This is a genomic window from Pyramidobacter piscolens W5455, from assembly GCF_000177335.1.
In the GTDB taxonomy this organism is placed as follows: Bacteria; Synergistota; Synergistia; order Synergistales; family Dethiosulfovibrionaceae; genus Pyramidobacter; species Pyramidobacter piscolens.
Map to the genome: position 1 here is coordinate 1 of NZ_ADFP01000051.1, position 20,238 is coordinate 20,238.

At 59.3% G+C, this 20,238-nt stretch carries 19 protein-coding genes and 5 tRNA genes; 1 reads left to right on the top strand and 23 read right to left on the bottom strand.

The window, feature by feature from the left end:
• Positions 1-592: 592 nt before the first annotated feature.
• The 11 genes from HMPREF7215_RS04330 to iorA form a co-directional block, all read right to left on the bottom strand.
• Complete coding sequence (locus tag HMPREF7215_RS04330) at positions 593-2,164, bottom strand: hypothetical protein (protein WP_040550445.1); 1,572 nt, start codon at positions 2,162-2,164, stop codon at positions 593-595.
• Entirely contained in the window at positions 2,157-3,317 is a 1,161-nt protein-coding gene (locus HMPREF7215_RS04335) for a phage NrS-1 polymerase family protein (RefSeq protein WP_009164451.1), read from the bottom strand. Before HMPREF7215_RS04335 ends, HMPREF7215_RS04330 begins: the two co-directional genes overlap by 8 nt.
• Before the next feature lie 1,119 nt (positions 3,318-4,436).
• Positions 4,437-4,526, bottom strand: a tRNA-Ser gene (locus tag HMPREF7215_RS04350).
• 39 nt (positions 4,527-4,565) lie between these two features.
• Positions 4,566-5,066 (bottom strand): tRNA adenosine(34) deaminase TadA, encoded by a 501-nt coding sequence (gene tadA / locus HMPREF7215_RS04355; RefSeq protein ID WP_009164453.1) that lies wholly within the window; start codon positions 5,064-5,066, stop codon positions 4,566-4,568.
• 70 nt (positions 5,067-5,136) lie between these two features.
• Positions 5,137-5,213: transfer RNA gene (locus tag HMPREF7215_RS04360), tRNA-Arg, on the bottom strand.
• A 40-nt stretch (positions 5,214-5,253) separates the two neighbouring features.
• Positions 5,254-5,330 (bottom strand) — tRNA-Arg (locus HMPREF7215_RS04365).
• A gap of 18 nt (positions 5,331-5,348) precedes the next feature.
• A tRNA-Ser gene (locus HMPREF7215_RS04370) sits at positions 5,349-5,438 on the bottom strand.
• Between the two features lie 109 nt (positions 5,439-5,547).
• Positions 5,548-6,603 (bottom strand): 3'-5' exonuclease, encoded by a 1,056-nt coding sequence (locus HMPREF7215_RS04375; protein ID WP_009164454.1) that lies wholly within the window; start codon positions 6,601-6,603, stop codon positions 5,548-5,550.
• 385 nt (positions 6,604-6,988) lie between these two features.
• The gene (locus tag HMPREF7215_RS04380; RefSeq protein WP_198004552.1) at positions 6,989-8,365 is read right to left on the bottom strand and encodes an acetyl-CoA hydrolase/transferase family protein; all 1,377 of its coding nucleotides are present in this window, start codon (positions 8,363-8,365) and stop codon (positions 6,989-6,991) included.
• Positions 8,323-8,916 carry an indolepyruvate oxidoreductase subunit beta gene (locus tag HMPREF7215_RS04385; protein ID WP_009164456.1) on the bottom strand — a complete coding sequence of 198 codons (594 nt, stop codon included), beginning with the start codon at positions 8,914-8,916 and terminating at the stop codon, positions 8,323-8,325. Before HMPREF7215_RS04385 ends, HMPREF7215_RS04380 begins: the two co-directional genes overlap by 43 nt.
• Complete coding sequence (gene iorA, locus HMPREF7215_RS04390) at positions 8,913-10,706, bottom strand: indolepyruvate ferredoxin oxidoreductase subunit alpha (RefSeq protein WP_198004553.1); 1,794 nt, start codon at positions 10,704-10,706, stop codon at positions 8,913-8,915. Before iorA ends, HMPREF7215_RS04385 begins: the two co-directional genes overlap by 4 nt.
• Before the next feature lie 145 nt (positions 10,707-10,851).
• Between iorA and HMPREF7215_RS04395 the strand changes: the two genes are divergently transcribed.
• Positions 10,852-11,736 (top strand): LysR family transcriptional regulator, encoded by an 885-nt coding sequence (locus HMPREF7215_RS04395; RefSeq protein WP_009164458.1) that lies wholly within the window; start codon positions 10,852-10,854, stop codon positions 11,734-11,736.
• A gap of 264 nt (positions 11,737-12,000) precedes the next feature.
• Here HMPREF7215_RS04395 and HMPREF7215_RS04400 read toward each other — a convergent pair whose 3' ends face one another.
• From HMPREF7215_RS04400 to def, 12 genes are all read right to left on the bottom strand, one after another.
• The gene (locus HMPREF7215_RS04400; RefSeq protein WP_009164459.1) at positions 12,001-12,330 is read right to left on the bottom strand and encodes a type II toxin-antitoxin system PemK/MazF family toxin; all 330 of its coding nucleotides are present in this window, start codon (positions 12,328-12,330) and stop codon (positions 12,001-12,003) included.
• Entirely contained in the window at positions 12,324-12,563 is a 240-nt protein-coding gene (locus HMPREF7215_RS04405) for an AbrB/MazE/SpoVT family DNA-binding domain-containing protein (protein ID WP_040550452.1), read from the bottom strand. Before HMPREF7215_RS04405 ends, HMPREF7215_RS04400 begins: the two co-directional genes overlap by 7 nt.
• A gap of 602 nt (positions 12,564-13,165) precedes the next feature.
• Positions 13,166-13,450 (bottom strand): helix-turn-helix domain-containing protein, encoded by a 285-nt coding sequence (locus tag HMPREF7215_RS04410; protein ID WP_040550454.1) that lies wholly within the window; start codon positions 13,448-13,450, stop codon positions 13,166-13,168.
• Complete coding sequence (locus tag HMPREF7215_RS04415; RefSeq protein ID WP_040550456.1) at positions 13,437-13,820, bottom strand: type II toxin-antitoxin system RelE/ParE family toxin; 384 nt, start codon at positions 13,818-13,820, stop codon at positions 13,437-13,439. Before HMPREF7215_RS04415 ends, HMPREF7215_RS04410 begins: the two co-directional genes overlap by 14 nt.
• 253 nt (positions 13,821-14,073) lie before the next feature.
• The gene (locus tag HMPREF7215_RS12350; protein WP_009164464.1) at positions 14,074-15,375 is read right to left on the bottom strand and encodes a tyrosine-type recombinase/integrase; all 1,302 of its coding nucleotides are present in this window, start codon (positions 15,373-15,375) and stop codon (positions 14,074-14,076) included.
• A 320-nt stretch (positions 15,376-15,695) separates the two neighbouring features.
• Positions 15,696-15,794, bottom strand: a tRNA-Sec gene (locus HMPREF7215_RS13120).
• A gap of 101 nt (positions 15,795-15,895) precedes the next feature.
• Positions 15,896-16,282 (bottom strand): J domain-containing protein, encoded by a 387-nt coding sequence (locus tag HMPREF7215_RS04425; protein ID WP_009164465.1) that lies wholly within the window; start codon positions 16,280-16,282, stop codon positions 15,896-15,898.
• A gap of 14 nt (positions 16,283-16,296) precedes the next feature.
• Positions 16,297-17,136: a purine-nucleoside phosphorylase gene (locus tag HMPREF7215_RS04430; RefSeq protein WP_009164466.1), complete on the bottom strand. Its 840-nt coding sequence runs from the start codon at positions 17,134-17,136 to the stop codon at positions 16,297-16,299.
• Between the two features lie 32 nt (positions 17,137-17,168).
• Complete coding sequence (locus HMPREF7215_RS04435; RefSeq protein WP_009164467.1) at positions 17,169-18,062, bottom strand: tyrosine-type recombinase/integrase; 894 nt, start codon at positions 18,060-18,062, stop codon at positions 17,169-17,171.
• A gap of 74 nt (positions 18,063-18,136) precedes the next feature.
• Positions 18,137-18,664 (bottom strand): NUDIX hydrolase, encoded by a 528-nt coding sequence (locus tag HMPREF7215_RS04440; RefSeq protein WP_009164468.1) that lies wholly within the window; start codon positions 18,662-18,664, stop codon positions 18,137-18,139.
• 35 nt (positions 18,665-18,699) lie between these two features.
• A complete protein-coding gene (gene fmt / locus HMPREF7215_RS04445) occupies positions 18,700-19,632 on the bottom strand; it encodes a methionyl-tRNA formyltransferase (RefSeq protein WP_009164469.1) in 933 nt (310 codons plus the stop codon).
• Positions 19,629-20,108: a peptide deformylase gene (gene def, locus HMPREF7215_RS04450; protein ID WP_009164470.1), complete on the bottom strand. Its 480-nt coding sequence runs from the start codon at positions 20,106-20,108 to the stop codon at positions 19,629-19,631. The genes fmt and def overlap by 4 nt, the downstream gene beginning before the upstream one ends.
• Between the last annotated feature and the right edge of the window lie 130 nt (positions 20,109-20,238).

Consider the following 20,238-nt stretch of genomic DNA (forward strand, 5'->3'; position numbering starts at 1 on the left):
CCGTCAGCTTTTGCGGCATACCTGCTTTAGGACGCGCCAGTTTAACGCCCTTCGGCTTGCTTCCCATAGTCTCACCTCCCATGTATGTAAATATTCAAATAAATGTTGCGTAACGTTCGCGTAACATGTGCGTAACGTTCGCGTAACACTTACACTTGCACACATGGCCTGCTGAATACTTGATAATCAAATGTCATTACATGCAATGACGTTTGATATTCAATCTTTGTTCAATTGAACAGAGTTGAACATTCATTGAACAAATGTTGAACATATGCCAATAATCAAACCAAAACTTGTTTTCCATGGCGACCTATGGCGACCATGGCGACCTTATGGCGACCTAAAAGGCCAGGTTGCCATAGCCTAAACCGTTGGAATAGCTAGCTTGATGGCATTCTATGGCGACTATGGCGACCTAAACCGCCGTTCTCTCTCTATATATACACATATTCTAAGATTCTTATTTTTTCCTACGCGTACAGAGAGAGAGTAAAGAGGTCGCCATAGTCGCCATGGTCGCCATAGTCCAGTGTTTGCAAGGCATTACGCTATGGCAACCTAAAATTCAGGTCGCCATAGTCGCCATAACTCAGTCATTGACTGTGTTCGTCATTATCCCCCCATCCGTCGGTACAAAAATATAGAGCCGCTTCGTCATCGTTTTCCGTCTTTCCAGCTTGTAGCCATAGCTCAGCAAGTCCAGCTCATGTCTTTGAACGGCCATCCCCATACTGCGCGGACTATCCGGCAAACTGCGCTGCTCCTGTGGTGTGGAAAACTCCAACATCTTCCTGAAAATGTCTTCCGCCGTCCCCTCGCCGTCAAAACGGGCAACAGCCAGAATGGCCTTCATCACCGGATCGTCGGCCGTCACGTCCAGCCGCGCCTCTTTCTGCGAAGCGATCAAAAGGCGCTGGAACGTGCCCTCTTCCCACGGGAACACACCGGCCCGCTCAGCCGCCGTTACGGCCTTTACCGCGTCGCCCATGCGGTGATCTACGCCGCTTACCTCGTCTCTATATCTCAGCACAGCGCTCAGGGCGTCGCATATCACGCGCATGAGAGCCGGAGCCAGTGTGTCAAAGGCCGCCTGCATCTCGCTGCGTGTGCGTCTCTGGCCGCCCTCGAACGGTCGCAGCTCGATCTGGATAACTCGCTCTGCTAAGTCAGAACGCCGCAGCTGGAGCGCGATGCCGTTGAAGATCAGGCTGCTATGAAGTCGGATGCTGACCGTCCCCACGTTCGTGTACAGCTTGCGCATGGACACCGTCGCCCCCGTAGCGATACGGCAAAACGTGTCTGACAGTTCTGATTTTATGCTGGTGAGGTTGTCCGCTACGAAGACGCGCCGGTCAGCGCACACAGCGGCGACGTCAGCTTCCCGCTCCGGCGGCTTGCTCGTCAGCTCGCCGGGGTCGGTGAGTGCTTGAAGCATCTCCGTGAGGAACGTCTTGCCCGTGCCCTGTCCGCCAGTGATGGATAAGCCAACGCGGTCGCAGCGGTCGCTCAAAAACGTCTGGAGCATCCAGCCGCACAGCAGCTTGAAATCGTCATCCGAAACATTTGGAACGAGCTGTCGGAATAACATGGCGTCCGGCTTCTTGTCGTCCCTGACGGGCCGCGGATAAGGTCGCTGGCCGTCGATGCGGCGGAACAGGATACCTTTGTCGGCAAGCCGCGTATCGCCGGGCACGATCTTCCACGTCCCCGGGCCGATCTCTATCACGTCGCGCGTGTCGTCGCCGATATCGATATAGATGAAGCCGTCTCTTTCAGCCACGCGAAGCGCTGTCGTGACCTGTCTCCCGGTCATCGTCGCCTCCGACCACAGGGCGCGGCGCGCGTCGTTGAGGCATGTAAGCGTGGGCACGTAGCCCTCGGTGTTCTCAGAAGCGCTCATGAAAAGGTGCGTCATGTAGGCTGTGACATGCTCAGACGCTAGCGGCCACGACTCCGTCCGGTCGACCTGCCCATTGCCGTCCCTGTGAGGGATACTGATCACAAAGCCTGATGCGGTATCCTGGTACACGATCGCTCCGTCCTCATCTACAAGACGCTTCAGCGTGCTGGCCGCGGCGTCAGCCCGGAATGCCGCTCCAGGCCGTGCCGTATTGTCACGACTGTGCGCCATGTAGGCGCTGAAAGGGCCGGCGCTAGGCATTGGACTGCTCCCCGCTCATGGCCAGCTGGAGCGTGCGCCGCCGGTAGTCCTCGCGCTCCCACTTGCCGCGGTACAGCCCTGAGCGTCGGAAAAGGCGATCCACCTGCCCGGCGTCGCTGGTATAGCACGCCAGCACGCCGCAGAGCGCCAAGTCTGCCTCGCTCTGTGAGCTGTACACGCTCTGCCAGTCGCCGCTGAACAGCTGCCGCCTCGCCTCTCCACGAGGGCGTTTGCCGCCGTCCACGTCGCGCTCCAGCGCCTCTTTCAGTACCTCGTCGTCGTCGTGCGGCGTCTGAGCAAAGGCGGAGCGTGCACAGTGCCCGTCGGTCGGCATGGCGGCTGCGTGTCGCAGCTCGTCAAAGATGAAGCGCTTGAAGGCCTCGGCCATGCCCTGACGCTCAGCTACGGGCCGCGGCTTTCGGAAAGACCGGCCCGTGACGGTCATAAAATGGCAACCGTACATCTCCACGCCGCCCCAGCGCTGGCCTTTCAGGAAGGGCGCTTTGTCCGCCACCCTGAACACTATGTGCAGCCCCTTGCCTGAGACGCTCCTTTCCGTGTAGGTACAGAACTCGCGCACGGTATCGTTCACGAGCGCCCGACACTCAGGTATGACGCCCCGCCCGCCGTCGTTCAAGCAGCCGTCCATGTCGATGAACACATAGGGGTCGTTCTCTGTCATACAGAAGGCGACGCCATGCGCCTTCCCTGCCTCGTAGAGCGCCCACGCGGCCTCAAAACTGCTCCACGTGCTGGCGTCCGTTGAAGAGGCATGCCGCTCCGGATCGTGAACGCAGAACAGCCGCTTCCCCGGCTTGCCCTCGGCGTTCTTTCTCGTCATGTCCCAGCTCCACGCTACCCACTGCGGCAAGGCCTTCAGCTCTTCGGGAATACCGTCGAGCTTTGGCCGCAGGAAGGGTACGGGGTCGCCCAGGTAGTAACGTGCCACAGGGCGCACGCCGCCGCAGTCAATGCTTTCGCTTTGGATGTTATAGCCTGCTTTCCGCAGCTCGCAAACACGAGTGGGAAGGTTCCAAATGTGGAAGTTTTGAAGCGCCTCTTCCCGCGTCAGACTTCTGCCGCTCTGGAGGATCGCCAGCACGAGGCCGCGCTGGTCGGTAGCCGCCGCGTAGTCAATGCCCTGCGCGCTCATGCCGCCACCTCCTGCCGGGAAAAGGGTACAAAAAAACGACCACAAGACCCCGCGCCGCTATGCAGCTGGAGTTGTGCTCGCACTGTAGGTGATACTATAGATTTTCCCTGCTCAAACTCTACGGCGGCACAGCCCCGACCAAAGTTGGCAAGCGCTGGACGCCTAAAGCTATGTCTGTGACAGTCTCCTTCCCCTTGTCCTCCATCCCCATCGTCTGAACCGCCGCCGTCGTCGCCGGAGTCTGCACCCTGCTCGACATGGGCACGCACAGCCTCTCTGCGCACACGCACGCGAACCGGCGTAAAGCGCCGCAGCTGTGCGCGCGCAGCCTTCACAGCAGACCGCAGGAACGGCATCGGATCGGCCGCGGCGTCAAGGCCCGCCACGTCTTTGAACACGGGGGCGCTCCGCGAGGGAAGGACTAAGACGCGGCTCACGCGAGCGCTTACAGCCCTCCTGAACTCAACGTTATTTTGGAGTTGCATTTTCAACCTTTTTACGCTATAATTATTCATATAAAAAACAACCTTCCTTCTAATTGACCGCCATCAGGCCCGTGCCTGAGCGGTCTTTTTTTTGTCCTCACGCCATCATCAACGGCGCGCCCCGGTCGTCGGCGATCATAGCACGCGGTACACCGATGCACGCAGATACGCCCACCAATTCGTCATTGGTCAAGTAGCGACTCCTATCCCCCCTCTCAAAATTCCTGTACCGTGCCGCGTCAATGCCCGTCTGCTCCGAGACCGCCTTCACCGAAATATCACGCCGCATACGTTCGAACTTTGCCACTGTCAACATTTTTCACTCACCTCTCTTTCGTACTTTTATACCATATATAGAGCAATTGCGCAAGAGTTTTCCACTAAATAAGGCACTCCATAAACCTTCCTTTTTGTGGTAACATGAGTAATCATACGGATCAAGGAGGTGAGTAATGGATAGTCAGAAAAATATAATTTTTATTAAATGTAGAGACTCAAGGCGCAACACAGGAATGTTTACAACTTGAAATACACGTTCGGCTTCCCAGCAGCAACTGATTCATACAAAAAAGCGCCGGAACGCAGTCCATGAACAACATACATGGAAACGTTCCGACGCTTTGAAATCACTGCATGGCGGAGGGAAGAGGATTTGAACCCCCGAGGGGCGTGAACCCCTGGCTGATTTCGAGTCAGCTGCCTTCGACCACTCGGCCATCCCTCCGCAGACGAAGGGTATTATAGCACAACCCGAAGAGCTTGCCTAGTTGTTTCTGCCGTCGAGGAGCCGACCGAACGAGCGATTTTTCTCCCGGCATTCCCGAAAAAAATCCTGAAGGAGCGCGCGGCATTCCTGTTCCATTACGCCGGGGACGACCTGCAGACGATGAAAAAGACGCGTGTCGCGCGTTAAATCGTAGAGGGTGCCGCAGGCGCCGGCTTTCGGATCGGTACAGCCATAGACGAGGCGCGAAACGCGCGCTTGAACGAGCGCCCCGGCGCACATGGGGCAGGGTTCAAGCGTCACGTAGAGGGAACAGCCGTTCAGGTTCCAAACGCCCAGATTTCGGGCGGCCTCACGCAAGGCGACCACTTCGGCGTGCGCGGTGGGGTCATGTTCAATCCGGCGCCGATTGCGTCCCCTGCCGATGATCTCTCCGCAAGGATCGACCACGAGCGCGCCCACGGGGATGTCGCCTTCGCGCGCCGCCTGGAGCCCCAGTTCGAGGGCAAGGTTCATGTACTCTTGATCGCTTGTGAGCATGAAAAGCCTCCGTTCGCAAAATACAAAACAGGGGAGCTTCTCACGAAGCTCCCCTGGCTCTTCTCCAAAATGGCGCGCCATGCAGGATTCGAACCCACGACCTCCTGGTCCGTAGCCAGACGCTCTATCCAGCTGAGCTAATGGCGCGCAAAAAAACACCGCACGACTGAGGAGCCAAACGAAAAACTGGCGCGCCATGCAGGATTCGAACCCACGACCTTCTGGTCCGTAGCCAGACGCTCTATCCAGCTGGGCTAATGGCGCGCATCGTTATTTTTAAGATGGCGGAGAGAGAGGGATTTGAACCCTCGAACCCGAAACCGGGTTACACACTTAGCAGGCGTGCGCCTTCGGCCACTCGGCCATCTCTCCGTCCTCAATCGAACAGGTCACATTCTAACGCGGCGGCTCACTCCTGTCAAGCGGGAAATCGCCCTCGTGCCGGAAAATGCAAACTGAAGAAACTCCTTTTTTCCACGGCTCAATCCGACCCGGCGCAAGCCGCCGCGGATGGCTCCGTTTTCCGTTTTCTGCGGCAGGAGCGACTTTTGGCGGCGCTCTCCTTTTTCGCTTCGCGGCCTTCCAGCCCTTCGAACCTGACGTCCGCCCTCCGGTACAGGCGGCACCCCTGCGCGCGCAGGATCTTCCACAGCTGCGCCAGCACAGGCAGCGAAATGTTGTCGGCGACGCGCAGATTCGACAAATACGCTTGCCAAAGGCACTCGCGATGGCGGTCCATAAACTTGTCGACCGCCTCGGGAACGCTGCCTGCGAAACGCACTTCGACGCAGATTTGCTTCCTTGCGTGCCACAGGTGGATTATCGCGGCTTTTTCGTCGCCCGCCTCGAAAACCGGAAGGCTGTTGTAATCGACAACGCGACTGGACGTCTTTTTCGCCGTCCCCTTTGTGCTCTTCCGGGGCGGCTTCTTGGGATCGTTCTTATGGGCGAAATCGTGCAGCACCTGTATCCTTTCGGCGTCGGGCAATCTCTGCGCCGCGTCGTGAAGGATCTGGTACAGCCGGGCGGTCGTGCGGCAGTCGGCCTCGGCCCGATGAAAAGTCTGCGCGTCGATCACAAAATGCTCCGCCAGCGCCTTCAAATTGTAATGTCCGGTCCCCAGCGCCGGAAAGAGCGCTTGAGCCCAGTAGAAAGTATCTACGTACAAGTTTTCAAGCCGGGCGTGATAAAGCTCCTGACAAAAGTGGTCGATAATGGGAAGATCGTTTTCCGCCACCGCATGCCCGACGATCACGCTGTCGCCGATGAAATCGCGAAGCGAACCGATCACTTCACGGGGAAGCGGCGCACGGCGCACCATGTCGGTGGTAATGCCGGTCAGATCGGAGACGTAACGAGACACCCTCGCCACCCGCGGGCGCACAAGAGAGCTGTACGCGTCAAGGCACTGTCCGTCAGGAGCGAAGCGGACCGCGGAAATTTCGATCGGACAAAAACGGGCGTAGCCCTGGGATTCGACGTCGAGCACCACGTAACCTTTCTCCGCCGGAAGAAAAATATCCGCTTCTCTGTTCATTTTCGCTCCCCCTCCCCGCTCACAATTTATTATTCTATAACTGAAACGCCGTTCTGTGAACCGTTGAATGCGAGATTGCAGCCAACTTCAGAACGATCTTATACCGGACCTTGTTAAAAGGGAAATGACCGAGGATGATCAAATGGCGGTTTTGTATTTGCTGTACTGACGAAAGGAAGATGAAGCGCCCTTTCCCTGTCGTCAGAAACGTACTGCTGAGGAATGAAAAACAAAATCCAGATCAGGAAAAGTGCGCAGAAGTCATAGAGCAAGGAAGAACTTTGATGTATACTCCAGCGTTTATTCTGCGGCTAAAGTAAAACAGCGTCTGCTGTGCGATTAAGACAAGCACGGCAGACGCTGTTCTGCTTTTTTGAAAAAATTTCTATCGTTTCGCGCTCGCTCGCCAGATGTTTTGCTTCCGCGCGGCGGCGACGAGTTCGTCGCGGAAGTCGGGATGGGCGATCGAGATCAGACGCTCGGCCCGTTCCCACGCGGAAGCTCCGGCCAGGTTGACGGCGCCGTATTCGGTGACGATGAAGTAAGCCTGGCTTCTGGGGTCGGTGACGATGTCGCCGCAGAAGTGCGGCACGATACGCGATCTGCGCTCGCCGGTTTGGGTCACGAACGACGAGGTCATGCAGATGAAGGCCGCTCCCCCGCGCGACATTGCGGCTCCCGTGAGGTAGTCGAGCTGTCCTCCGGTGCCGCTGATGTGGCGCAGGCCGGCGGACTCGGCGCCCACCTGGCCGTAGAGGTCGGCTGAAACGCAGCTGTTGATGGAGATCATCCGGTCGTTGCGGGCGATCACGGCAGGATCGTTGATGAACTCAAGCGGCTCGACGACGACGCCGGGATTGCGGTCGACCCAGTCATACAGCCTCTGCGTGCCGAGGATGATGCCAGCCACGCCTTTACCGCGCTGAAAACTTTTGCGGCGATTGGTCAGCTTGCCGGCTTCGTACAGGTCGAGGTAGGCGTCGCCGCACAGTTCGGTGTGCATGCCAAGGTCTTTCAGATCGGACTTTGCGATGAGCGAGCCGACGGCGTTCGGCATGCCGCCGATGCCAAGCTGGAGCGTGGCGCCGTCGCCGATGTGTTTGACGATGTGGGCGGCGATGGCCTCGTCCTCGGGCGTCGGCGCAGGGACAGGGAGCTGGGGCAGGGCACCGTGCGCCCCTTCGACAACGAAGTCGGCCTCGCTGATGTGGACGCTCTCACCAAAGCCGCCATAGACGACGGGCAACGACTCGTTCACTTCAAGGATGACGACGTCGGCCTTTTCAAGGATGGCGCGTCCCACGCCGGCGGCGCACGAAAGGTTGAAATATCCGTGCTTGTCCATCGGCGCAACACTCATCATGGCGACGTTGACGGTCAAAAACTCACGGTAGTACCAGGCGAGGTTGCGGAAGACCATGGGGATGTAGCTGCACAGTCCGCGGTCGCACAGCCTGCGCTCGTAACCGGAGCAGTGCCAGCTGTTGTAGGTGAAGTGCTCGCGCGCAGGGTCGCTCTCGACGGTTCGCAGCGGCCCGAAGATGAGGTTGCCGCGGATCTTCACATCCGTCAGTTCCTCGCGACGGTCGGCAAGGGCGGCGTCGCACAGCGCGGGGAAGCCGACGTTGGTCGTGTAGTCCACCCAGTCGCCGCTTTTGACGATCGACACGGCCTGCTGCGGCGTACGCAGTTTTGCCCGGTACTCGTCGAAAACGTTCATCATGCTTTCGCGGCGGCGAGGTCCAGTCCGGCTTCGAGACAACGCAGGTTATCCTCGAAGAATTCCGGTTTGACGCAGCCTCGAAGCGCCCGCGTCCAGTCGGCTCCGTCCACGCCGATGGCGGAGATCAGCGCGCCCAGCAGCACGACGTTCATGCCGCGGGGCATGCCGAGGTCGGAGGCGATCTTCACGGCATCGATGGCGAGGGTGTCGGCACGCTTTTTCAGCTCGTCGACGATGCCGTCGGGATACTCGCGCTCTCCGCTGAGGACGGGCAACGGGGGCATCCGATACGTGTTGACGATGACTTTGCCGCTGGGCTTGAGGAACGACAGGCAGCGCATCGCCTCCATCGTCTCGAAGGAAACGAGCACGTCGGCTTCGCCCTGGCCGATGAGGGGCGACCAAACCTTTTGACCGTAGCGCACCTGCGTGGTGACGGAACCGCCGCGCTGGCTCATGCCGTGAACTTCGCTCATCTTCACGTCGTAGCCGGCGTCGATGAGGCCGGTGGTGAGCACTTTGCTGGCGAGGATGGTCCCCTGTCCGCCGACGCCGACGAGGAGGACGCTTTGAGTGTCGAGCCTTTTCATGCCTTTTTCGCTCCTTTCACGATGGCCTGCCGGGGGCAGACCTGCGCGCAGACGGTGCAGCCGACGCACTGCATGGGGTCGATGACGGCCTTTCTCTCGCGCGTGTCGAACGAGAGCGCGGGGCAGCCGGTGGACAGGCATTTCTTGCAGCCGATGCACTTTTTTCGGTCGATCGTGCACTGAGCCGGCGTCATGCGGAACTCGCGACGATCCTCGGCGGACAGGCGCTTGAGCACGCACGGCCAGCGCGTGATGAGCACGACGGGGCCTTCGCGCACTTCCGTATAGGCCCAGTCGAGGGCCTTCTTCATCTCGTCGAGACGGAGCGGGTTGACGGTGCGCACGCGCTCGAGTCCGAGGGCGCGGACGATCGTCCCGATGTCCATGATGGTGGCCGGCTCGCCCTTGAGCGTGTAGCCGGTGCCTGGATTCTCCTGATGCCCGGTCATGCCGGTGATGCGGTTGTCGAGGACGCAGCAGATCAGGTGCGAGTCGTTGTAGATGACTTCTTCCAGCGCGTTGATGCCGGTGTGGAAGAACGTGGAATCGCCCATGCAGGCGACGACGATCTTGTCCTGGCCGCTGAGGGCGAACGCCTTGCTGAGTCCGTGGCCGACGGAGAACGCGGAGCCCATGCAGTTGGCCAGATCTTTGGCGTTGAGCGGCTCGTTGCCGCTGAGGGCGTAACAGCCGATGTCGCCGACGATGACGGTGTCCTTGCGCTTGGCCGCCTCGTAAAAAAAGCCGCGGTGCGGACAGCCGGCGCAGAGTGCGGGCGGACGGGGAACGACGAGCTTGGGATCGCCCTGTACGCCGCGCGCTTCTTCGCCAAGCAGCGCCTTGCGGATAATGTTGGGGTTCAGTTCGTCGATGGCGGGGATCTTGTCCTTGCCGATGCAGTCGATACCGGCCGCCTTGATCTGGTTTTCCATGTACGGGTCGAGCTCCTCGATCACGTACATCGTCTCGACGCGGGCGCGAAACTCGCGGATCAGGTCGATGGGCAGCGGGTTGGTGAGTCCCAGCTTGAGATACGACACGGAGTCGCCGAACACCTCTTTGGCGTACTGATACGAGACGCCGCTGGTGACGATGCCGACTTTCCCGCTGCCGCTGTACTCGGCGCGGTTGTACTCGCAGTCGTTGGACAGCTCCAGCAGCCTGCGGTCGCGCTCGGGCATCTTCAGACGGTTGCGCTTGGCCGCGGCCGGCACGTCGTCGAACTTGGCGCGGTTCTTGACATATGGGATGGCGGCGAAGGGATGCCGTTCCCCCGGCTCGACCAACGATTTTGAGTGGCACACGCGCGTGGTCATGCGGAACATCACCGGCGTGTCGAACCGCTCGCTCAGGTCGAAGGCGTCGCGGAACATGTCCTTGGCCTCCTGCGAGTCGGACGGCTCCAGCATGGGGATCTTGATGAACGGCGCGTAGTTGCGGTTGTCCTGCTCGTTCTGCGAACTGTGCATGCCCGGATCGTCGGCGGTGACGAAGACCATGCCGCCCGAGACGCCCATGTAGGCGAACGTGAAGATCGGGTCGGCGGCCACGTTCAGTCCCACGTGCTTCATCGCCGCCATCGAGCGCACGCCTCCCATCGACGCGCCGATGGCCGCTTCCATGGCCACTTTTTCGTTGGGCGCCCACTCCGCGACGATCTCCTTGTACGTTCCCACGTTCTCCAGGATCTCCGTGCTCGGAGTGCCCGGATACGCCGAAGCGAACGCCACGCCGGCCTCCCATGCCCCGCGCGCGACGGCCTCGTTGCCCGACATCAGCTGTTTTGTCACTTGAATCCCCCCGTTTTGTTTTTGCGAATATATTATTTCCGACTCTATTTGTATTTTATAAAAAAACTTGAAAATATGGAAATACTTTTCTATAATGGCGTTATAAGGGAAATAAATAACCGCAGCATAAAAGGGGGGGATCGCGGTGACGATCACGCAGGTCCTGTACGCGCTGACGATGGAGCAGCACTTGAACTTCTCGGCGGCGTCGCGGGCACTGTTCATGTCACAGCCGGCGCTGTCGCTTCAGATCAAGGCGCTGGAATCGGAGCTGGGCTACAGGCTGTTTGAGCGCACCACGCACGGCGTAACGCTGACGGAGTGCGGCCGCGCCTTCTGCGAGGCGGCCCGGCCGCTCGCCGCCGCGTGGGCGGACTTCAAGTCGCGCATCAGCGGGGCGGCGGGCGCGCGCGTCCTGCGCATCGGCCTTGGGGCGCGCGTGTATTCCAACCGACTGTTCAGAAAGATCGTCGCGTTTCTCGACAGCCATCCCGAGATCGAAGTATCGTTCGTCACCGAAGCAGGACACGATTTTTTGAGCGCTCTGCGCGAGGGAGCCCTCGACCTGGCGCTCGACCGTTTGCCGCCACCGTCGCTGCTCGACGGCGCGGAGCAGTTCGCGAGCTGGACGCTGATCGAGGAGCCGCAGTGCATTTTGCTCCCCCGAAACGATCCTCGCGCGCACAAAAACGAATTCCGCTTTTCCGAACTGCAGGGGTACGCCATCATCACCAGCCTGGAAAACACGATGGAAGATCGCACGCTGCGCTATCTGTGCAAGGAGCACGGCTTCGCGCTCAACCGCCTCTACCGCTCCGACAGCATGAAGACGAACATGGACCTGCTGAGAAGCGGCAAGGGCGTGATCATCGGGCCCAAGTCGTTCGCCAGCTATTTCGGCGTGGCGGCCGTGCCTCTGTCGCCGTCGACGACCGCGTCGCTGGATTTTATCTGCCTGAAGAAAAACGCCGACCGGCCGGAAGTTTCGACGCTGCGAAGATATCTGCAGAAGCTGTGCGCGGGCCGATGAGCCCGGGAGCGTTTCCGACGCCCCCAAAGAATAGACAAAGCGCCTGAAAGCTGGAGAATTCCAACTCTCAGGCGCTTTGTCGTGCACGCAAATGCGTTGATCGTACTTCCACGCCATATAAATCACGAACAGCAGGGCGGCTATCCATGTCAGGACTTCAAGCCGCCACCCAATTTCAATGAAAAGCAAAAGCAGAAGGCCCAACAGTTCCATATCCCCGCCCCGTTTCTTTCGGCTCCGACGCCGTGAACATGCGCGCGGCGCTTACAGTATTTCAATTTCCATGCCGACAAGCTGCACGACCCGCGCCAGAATGTCGGACAGCGCGCGCTCGACGACTTTATACCCCCACGCCTCGATGTCGAGGGCTTTCACATGCTCGCAGAGGATAACGCCCGTCGTGCGCGTCCGCCCGTCGAGCGGCACGTGCAGCGGGAATTTGTTGTCGGCGTTGGTCACGGGACAGACAATCGTCATTGATGTTTTCTCGTTGAACACGTCGTTGCTGACCACCACGGCCGGACGTTTGCCCGCCTGTTCGTGCCCCGACTGCGGCGTGAAGTTGACAAGAACGATGTCGCCTTGCCTTACCATGCTTCTTTTCCTTCGGGCTTTCCCCAATCCACGGCCTCGCAGCGGTACGCGCCGCCGTAACCGGCGAACAAATCGGCAATGGTCTGCCGCGGCCGGGCGCGGCGGATTACGATGCTGTCGTTTTCGGCCGTGATTTCGACAAGCTCGCTGTCCGTCCAGTTCAGGCGTTCAAGAACAGTTTTGGGAATCCTGACGCCGCGGCTGTTTCCCCACCGGCTGATGGTCACAGGCATTGGACATCGCCCCTTTCCAGAGTATAAACTTAGTATATCCTTCCACGAAAAACAAAGCAAGCGATTTTTCACGAAAGCGACCGCCGAAAAAAACGCCGACGCGAAAGCAGAATTTTTCCCCGACGTTCAAAGCTGATTTGACGCTCGAAAATCAAACCGTTTGTTTTTGCCCTTAATCCTCATTTCCCCTTCTGAGAATATAGTTCTATATATTCTACTTAGACTGTAAATGGCACAGGGTTTTTTGTCAGATAAAAAGGGTTTTTCTGTGAAAGTGTCAGGAAAAAAGGGTTTTTCTGAGACAGTATGAGAACTGGCGGACGACAAAATCATACTCTCAGCATGGCGCACAAAATCGCCGATTTGCCATATACGGCGCGCACTGTACCCCTAAACTTTGTTTTTTGGCACCCGAGTATCGCTTGGGCGTTGAATGTCATCCTGACGCGAATTTTTTACGATTTTATTTCAACCACCGCCCCCGAACGGGAAAAAGCTGCTGGGCACGCCTGCGCTTCCGGCGCGGAATGCCGCGGGGCCGCCGAACGAAAAGCGCGCCGTCCCGGTCTTCCGACGTCGGGGCGGCGCGCTTTTCGTTCGGTTCATTTCAGGTCTACGACGGCCAAGGTCTTCCCCAAGGGGGCCAGCAGTTTTATCACCGTGTCCAGCTGGGGATTGGTCGTGCCTTTTTCCATTCTGGCAATGACGGGCTGCTTCACGCCGGACAACTCTTCAAGCTTTCTTTGCGTGAGGCCGCGCGCCTGACGGGCCTTGATGAGTTCGCCGATAATGGCCACGCGGACGTTGCTTTCGGCAATCTCTTCCGGCGTCAGCAGTTCCCGTTCCAGTTCTTCAAGGCTCATGCCCACAGCGCTATTCCTGTTCATGGTGAACGCTCCTTTCGACGAAGTCCGCCAGTTCCCTTTTAGCCTGCTCGATTTCACGGCGCGGCGTCTTCTGAGTCTTCTTCACGAAAGCATGAAGCAGCACAAAACCGCCGTCAACCCACGCGGCAAAAAGAATTCGGTCGCGCAGGGGGCGCAGTTCCCAAATCGGCCCGTCAAGATGCTTGATATAGGGTTCCCCGGCGCGCGTGCCGTATTCCGCCAGAATTTTCATGAAGTCGATGACTTTATGAAGCCTGATGCGGCTGGCTTTGTCCGATTTCCCTTTCAGCTCCCGCAGGATTTCGGGGATAGGCTCGCGCCCCTTTCGGTCGCGGTAGAAATGCACAGCATATTTATAAACGCGCTCCAACGTAAAAGCCCCCTTGGTCTCCACATCACATTATACTTTTAAGTTATCACTTGTCAATGCTTAAAAGTTATCATGAGTCTTTGAACGCTCTCTATAGCAAGATTCAGTTCGTTATCTCGACGATGATGAAAAAGGGGTGTGTTCAGTAAACACCCCCTTATTCGTTTATTTCCATGCTGAAACAGGCCGCACTGGGTACAATTTTTTTCGGCGGCTCGCGCTGGGTACAATTCTGGGTACAATTTTTACAAAGTCATTTCGTCGCAGTCAGAGGCCTGTTTCTCAGCACGTCGGCAAAGTCAATTACCCGTTCGGCGCTTTTCGGCGCGGAACTCTCCGGCGCGTTCCTCGTGCAATTGTCAAGCCAGTCCGCCCAAAACTGCATGAGGGCGCGGCGGTCGTCCAGCAGTTCGGAGTTGTTGTATATCAGCCGGATTCGGTCGGCGTCCAAGTGGGAAAGCTGAATTTCTATCAGCTCGCCGCCTTGGCGCTCTTCGTTCAGTATCGTTGACGCCATCGAACGCAGGCCGTGAACGGTCATCTTCGGGAACGGCTTCAAGCCCGCCGCGGCCCGTTCCGGATTCCGTTTCAACGCTTCCCGAAACGGGCGCAGCAATGACATGTCGGTGAGTATCCCGCTGGACGACGACCGGCCGGTGAGGCCGCTGACGAATATCAGCGATTCAGGGCCGGAACAGCTCAGGGGCTTCATCTCTTCCAGCAGAGCCAGAGCCTGACGGGATAACGGCACTTTGTGGGCGATACGGCGCTTCATGTGCTCGGCCGGGATTGTCCAGAGGCGCGCTTCGAGGTCGATTTCCCGCCACCGCGCCCGCCTCGCTTCGCCGGAACGGACGAAGGTCAGGGCGATAAATTCAAGGCACCGCGACACGGCGAAGCCGCGGTAATCCCGGATGCACTCCATCACCTGACGCACGTCTTCGGGCTTGGAGACGGTCGCGAAATGTTCCGTCTTCGTCTTCGGCAATACCCGCGACAGGGACGCGGCCGCCAGCGCGCCGCCGCCGGGAAGGATGCCCGCGTCTTCGGCGTACTGGTAGATTTGCGACAGGATAACGCCGACGCGGTGAGACGATTCGACAATGCCGCGTTTGGCTACGCCTTCGACGACGGCCACCAGTTCGGCGCGCTGGATTTGTTCCAGCGGGCGCGCCCCAAGGGGCGGAATGAGATAGCATTCCAGACGTTGGCGAATCGTTTCAAGGTAACGAGGAGCAAGTCCCCGTTTTTTCTGCTTTTCGTACCAGCGCCGCGCCACTTGCTCAAAGGTCAGCAACGCAGTATCCTGCGGCGCTTCGCCGCGTAGGATACGGGCCCGCGTCGCTTCTTTTCGTTCGCGAGCTGCCGCCATGTCCAGGGCCGGATACTCGCCTAACGTGACTTTGCGTTCTCTTTCGCCTTCGTCCCGGTAGCGGTAAAGCCAGACTTTGCGCCCATTTGGACATACTTTCAAGTACAATCCGCCGCCGTCGTTCAGCAGATACGGCGCGTCTTTCCCTGTCGACCGCTCGATTGCCGTTATGTTCAACGCCATGATGAAGCCCCCTTTCATGTGCAAACAATTTCAATCCATTGCCGCCCAATATTTAACAACTTTCAACACGAACCAATTATTACGAAAATGATAAAACAGGTACAATTCTAGGCACACTTTTCAGAGCAACACCTTCCAGCGCAAAAGGTTGCGGCTTTGGGGCGTTTTTATATCATAACTTTTATAACAGGTACAATTCTAGGTACAATTAATGTGTAAACTATACATGTATTTAGCTTTTACCCTATACAACAAAAAAATCGCGAAGCCCGCATTTTACAGGCTTCGCGATTCATTTTAATTCCTTGATTTTCTAGTTATGGCGGAGGCGTGTGCGAATCGAACACACCAAGGACGATCAGAATCGCCCCTCACGCGGGTTTGAGGCCCGGGGCAGCCACCGGACTGCATCCGCCTCCGCAACGTGGAGTATTTTACTCTATTCTCTCCCTTTAGGCAAGCCGCTTTTTTACAGCACTCCGGGCGCTTTTGCGCGGCGGATTTCAAATGGATCGACGCCTTACATGCCGCGCTGGCGTTTCAGTTCCTCGTAGGCGCCCTGGATCTGTTCGAATTTCTTCGCCGCCAGGCGCGTGAACTCGGGATCGTTCAGGCCGGCGAACTTGTCGGGATGGTATTTGGAGATGAGTTCCCGATAGCGCGCCCGGATCTCGTCGTCGCCGGCGCTGCGCGGCAGGCCGAAAATTTCGTAGGGCGAACGCGGCGCGCCGCCCGGCGCGGCGGGGTCCGCAAAGCCGCGCCCGTTTTCCCCGCCGCTCTGCCAGTCGCGCCGCGGACCGCCTCTATTTCCCATGCGGCGGAACAGGTCGGCGAAAAAAGAGCGCATCAAAGCCAGAAAGAGCAGCGGCACGATGAGGCGCTGAACGATTTTAAACAGGAATCCCATTTTTCCCTTTCGGCTTAATCCGCCCTGCCCAGCAGCTCAAGGAATTTGCCCACAAGCGCCGAAATGCGCGCGGCGGCGCGTCCCATCTCGGAGAGCACCTCTTCTTCCGACAGCTTGACGGGGCGCATGCCCGCCGCCAGGTTGGCGACGCAGGAGACGCCGCAGACTTCCATGCCCATGTGGTTGGCGACGATCACTTCATGCACGGTTGACATGCCGACGAGATCGGCGCCCATGGCGCGGGCCATGCGGATCTCGGCCGGCGTCTCGTACGAGGGGCCGGCCAGGCCGATGTAGACGCCGCGGCGCGTCAGCAGTCCCAGCGATTGGGCGGATTCTTCCAGCAAGGCGACGAGGCGGCGGCTGTACGGCTCGCTCATGTCGGGGAAACGCGCGCCCCACTCGGGATTGTTGGCGCCCCTCAGCGGATTCATGCCGGTCAGGTTGATATGGTCGGTGATCAGGGCGACGTCGCCGTTGGCGTACTCGTAATTGATGCCGCCGGAAGCGTTGGTCACGAGCAGCGTTTTGACGCCCCACTGGCCGAAGACGCGGATCGGGAAGGTCGTCTCCTGCGGCGTGTAGCCTTCGTAGCAGTGCAGGCGTCCCTGCATGACCACCACCGGCACGCCCGACAGCGTTCCGCACACGAGGCGCCCGGCGTGCCCCGGCGCGGTCGAGGTCTTCCAGTGCGGGATTTCCGCGTAGGGAATGACGACGGGATCTTCCACGGCTTCGGCCAGCATGCCCAGCCCGGAGCCGAGGATCAGCGCCGCCCGGGGCACGCCGCTCACTCTCGCTTCGATCGCTTCAAGCGCTTCCGTCACCTGACGGGCGTATTCTTTCATGTCCATAGGGATTCTTCCTTTCTTGCGCCCGGCGTCCGTCAGGCCCGGGGATGGGCACGGTCGTACACGTCGCGCAGTTCGAGATCGAAATGCAGATATTTCTCCGTCGTGGCGATGGAGCTGTGTCCCAAGAACTCCTGCAACGTGCGCAGGTCCATGCCGCGGCGCAGCAGATGCGTGGCGATGGAATGCCGCAGCACGTGGGGAAAAAGCCGCTCTTCCGGCACGGAGGCCATTTTGCCGCGCTTCTGCACGATCCGCCACAGGTCGACCCGGCTCAGAGGCTCCCGGCGCGAAGAGAGGAACAGCATTTTCTCCGTCTCGTCGCCGTCGAGGAACTCCAGCCGCTTTTGCAGATAGATCTGAAACTGCCTTTTCAGGTCTTCGGCAAAGGGGATCTGCCGCTCTTTGCTCCCCTTGCCGAAGACGATCAGATTCTTGTCGTCGAGATTCAGCGAGCCGACTTTCAGCCCGCACAGTTCGCTGGCGCGGACGCCGCAGTTGGCCAACGTTTCCAGCGCCGTGCGGTCGCGGCAGTCGTAATAACCGGGTCCGTCACAGGCGTTGAGGATGCGCTGGATCTCCCCCTCGGTGAGGATCTTGGGGAGCTTCTTGGCTTTCGCGGGAAGCACCGGGATCCACGTGTTCATCGGCAGATCGCCGTTGAGGACGCGGAACTTCACCCAGCTCCTCAGGCCGGCCACGATCAGCTGGATCGACGAGCCGGCGCGCCCCTGGCCCTTCAGCGCGTGAATAAACGTGGAAAGCGCTTCCTGAGCGACGTCGAGCGGGTCCAGTCCCGCCGCTTCGCAATAGCCGCGCCAGAGCTCCAGGCCGCGGCGATACGTCTCCGCCGTATTTTTGCTGTGCCCGCGCTCCAGCAGGATGTAATCCTCAAAAGCGGCGCGCGACGTTTCGAAGGATGCGGGCATACTCGTTCGCCTCCATGCAAAAAATAAAGACCGGCCCGTGAGCCGGTCTTTATCATATCATGTTTTGTGAAAAATTACTTGGCTCGCGCGAAGTACCACGCCAGCGCCATCAGCGTTTTCGCGTCCTGCGGCTCGGTCGAGTCGAGCAGCGCCCGGGCCTGCCCGTCGTCGAAGCGCAGCAGCGCAATGTCCTCGTCGTCGTCCGGACGGAGAGGATCCCAGGCAAGTTCCTCGGCCAGAAAGACGAACAGCTTTTCGTCGGAAAAGCCCGGCGACGAGTAAATCGCCGGCATCGGCGTCCATTTGGCGGCCCGGTAGCCGGTCTCCTCGCGCAGCTCCCGCTGCGCCGACTGCAACGGCTCTTCGCCACGCTCCATCACCCCGGCCGGGATTTCGATGATCTCCGCGTTCAAGGGATAGCGGAACTGGCGCACGAGCAGAAAGCACCCTTCGCCGTCGCGCGCCAGGACGGCCACGTCGCTGCGGTGCTCGATCACTTCGCGCGTGGCGCGGCAGCCGTTTCGCGACACTTCCACCTGATCGACGCGCAGGTTGAGGATCTTGCCCTCGTAAAGACGTTTGGAAGAAAGACAGCGTTCCATAGAACGACCTCCCGTCAAAAAGTCACGCTGATCGGTCAGGCGTCGAGCGTCTCGCCTTTTTCGAGGCGCAGCCCCTTGCCCCAGTCGCCCGCCGCCATCGGCTTTTTCCCTTCCGGCTGGACCGTCAGCAGTTCCAGGGCGCCCTGCGGCGTGCCCAGAAACAGCCGGCCGTCTTCGGCGAAAAGTTCTCCCGATTCGGCATCGGAACGGCGCGCCACGCGGGTCTCGAGAATCTTCACGCGCCTGCCGCGGAACGTCACGTACGCGCCCGGCACCGGGCACAGGCCCCGTACCAAGTCATGGAGTTTTCGCGCGCCGAGCGCGAGATCGAGCCGTGCTTCGCTCTTGCCGATCTTGGCGGCGACCGTCGCCAGCGCCTCGTCCTGGGGCGTCAGCGCGGCCGTTCCGTCCAGCAGCGAGGCGACGTTCTCCGTAAAGAGGCGGGCCCCCGCGACAGCCATGCGTTCCAGCAACCCGCCGGCGTTCTCCTCGGGATCGACCGCGCAGCGTCCCTGCAGCCACACCGGACCGGCGTCCATCTTCTCCACCAGCCGGAACAGCGACACGCCCGCCTCCGTCTCGCCGTTCATCAGCGCCCGCTGTACGGGGGCCGCGCCGCGATAGCGCGGCAACAGCGAAGGATGGATGTTGATGCAGCCGCAACGCGGCCCGCTCAGCCACGGCTCGCCGATCTTCTGGCCAAAATCAATCACCAGGATCAGCGCCGGTTTCTCGCTTTCGTAAAGCCGGATCAGCTCTTCGTCGCGATTCACCGCGGCCGCATGGCGAAGCGGCAGTTCAAGCTTCAGCGCCGATTCCTCCACAGGCATGCTTCGCGTCTTCAACCCGCGGCCGGCAACGCTCGGCGGCGCGGTCACGACGAGCTGCGGCCGGAGCTTCGAGGCAATTTCCTCCAGGCAGCGGGCCGCAAAGCCCCCCGTCCCGAAAAACCAGATCTTCGCCGTCATTTCCTCTTCATCAGCCGCTTGCGGATCAGTTCCCGCTTCATCGGCGAGAAATGATCGATCAGCAGCTTGCCTTCCAGATGTTCGATCTCGTGCTGGAACGCGCGGGCGACAAAACCTTCCGCCTCGTGCCGGCGCTTGGCGCCCGTTTCGTCCTGACACTCCACCACGACACGCTCGGCGCGCTCGACCTCGCCGAAAATGCCGGGGAAGCTCAGGCAGCCCTCTTCGCCTCGCTGCGTTCCCGTCGCTTCCACAATGACGGGGTTGACCAGCACGTAGCGTTCGCCCTCAAAGCAGACCACGGCCACCTTCTTGGACACGCCGACCTGCGGCGCGGCGATACCGACGCCGTCGTCGTCTTTCATGACGATCGTCATCTCGTCCACAAAAGTCTTCAGCGCCTCGTCGAAAACAGTCACGGGCCGAGTCGCCCGTCTCAAAACAGGATCGGGAAATTCTACGATTTTCAGCTGCATTGGATCACATGTTCCTCCCACAATATTTTGTTTCTATTCTAGCCGTTTTGCGCTTTTTCTGCATCTGTTTTTTCCCAGACGAGAAACTTTGCGCAACGCGCTTCCATAAAAACGGTACGAAAAGAGCCAT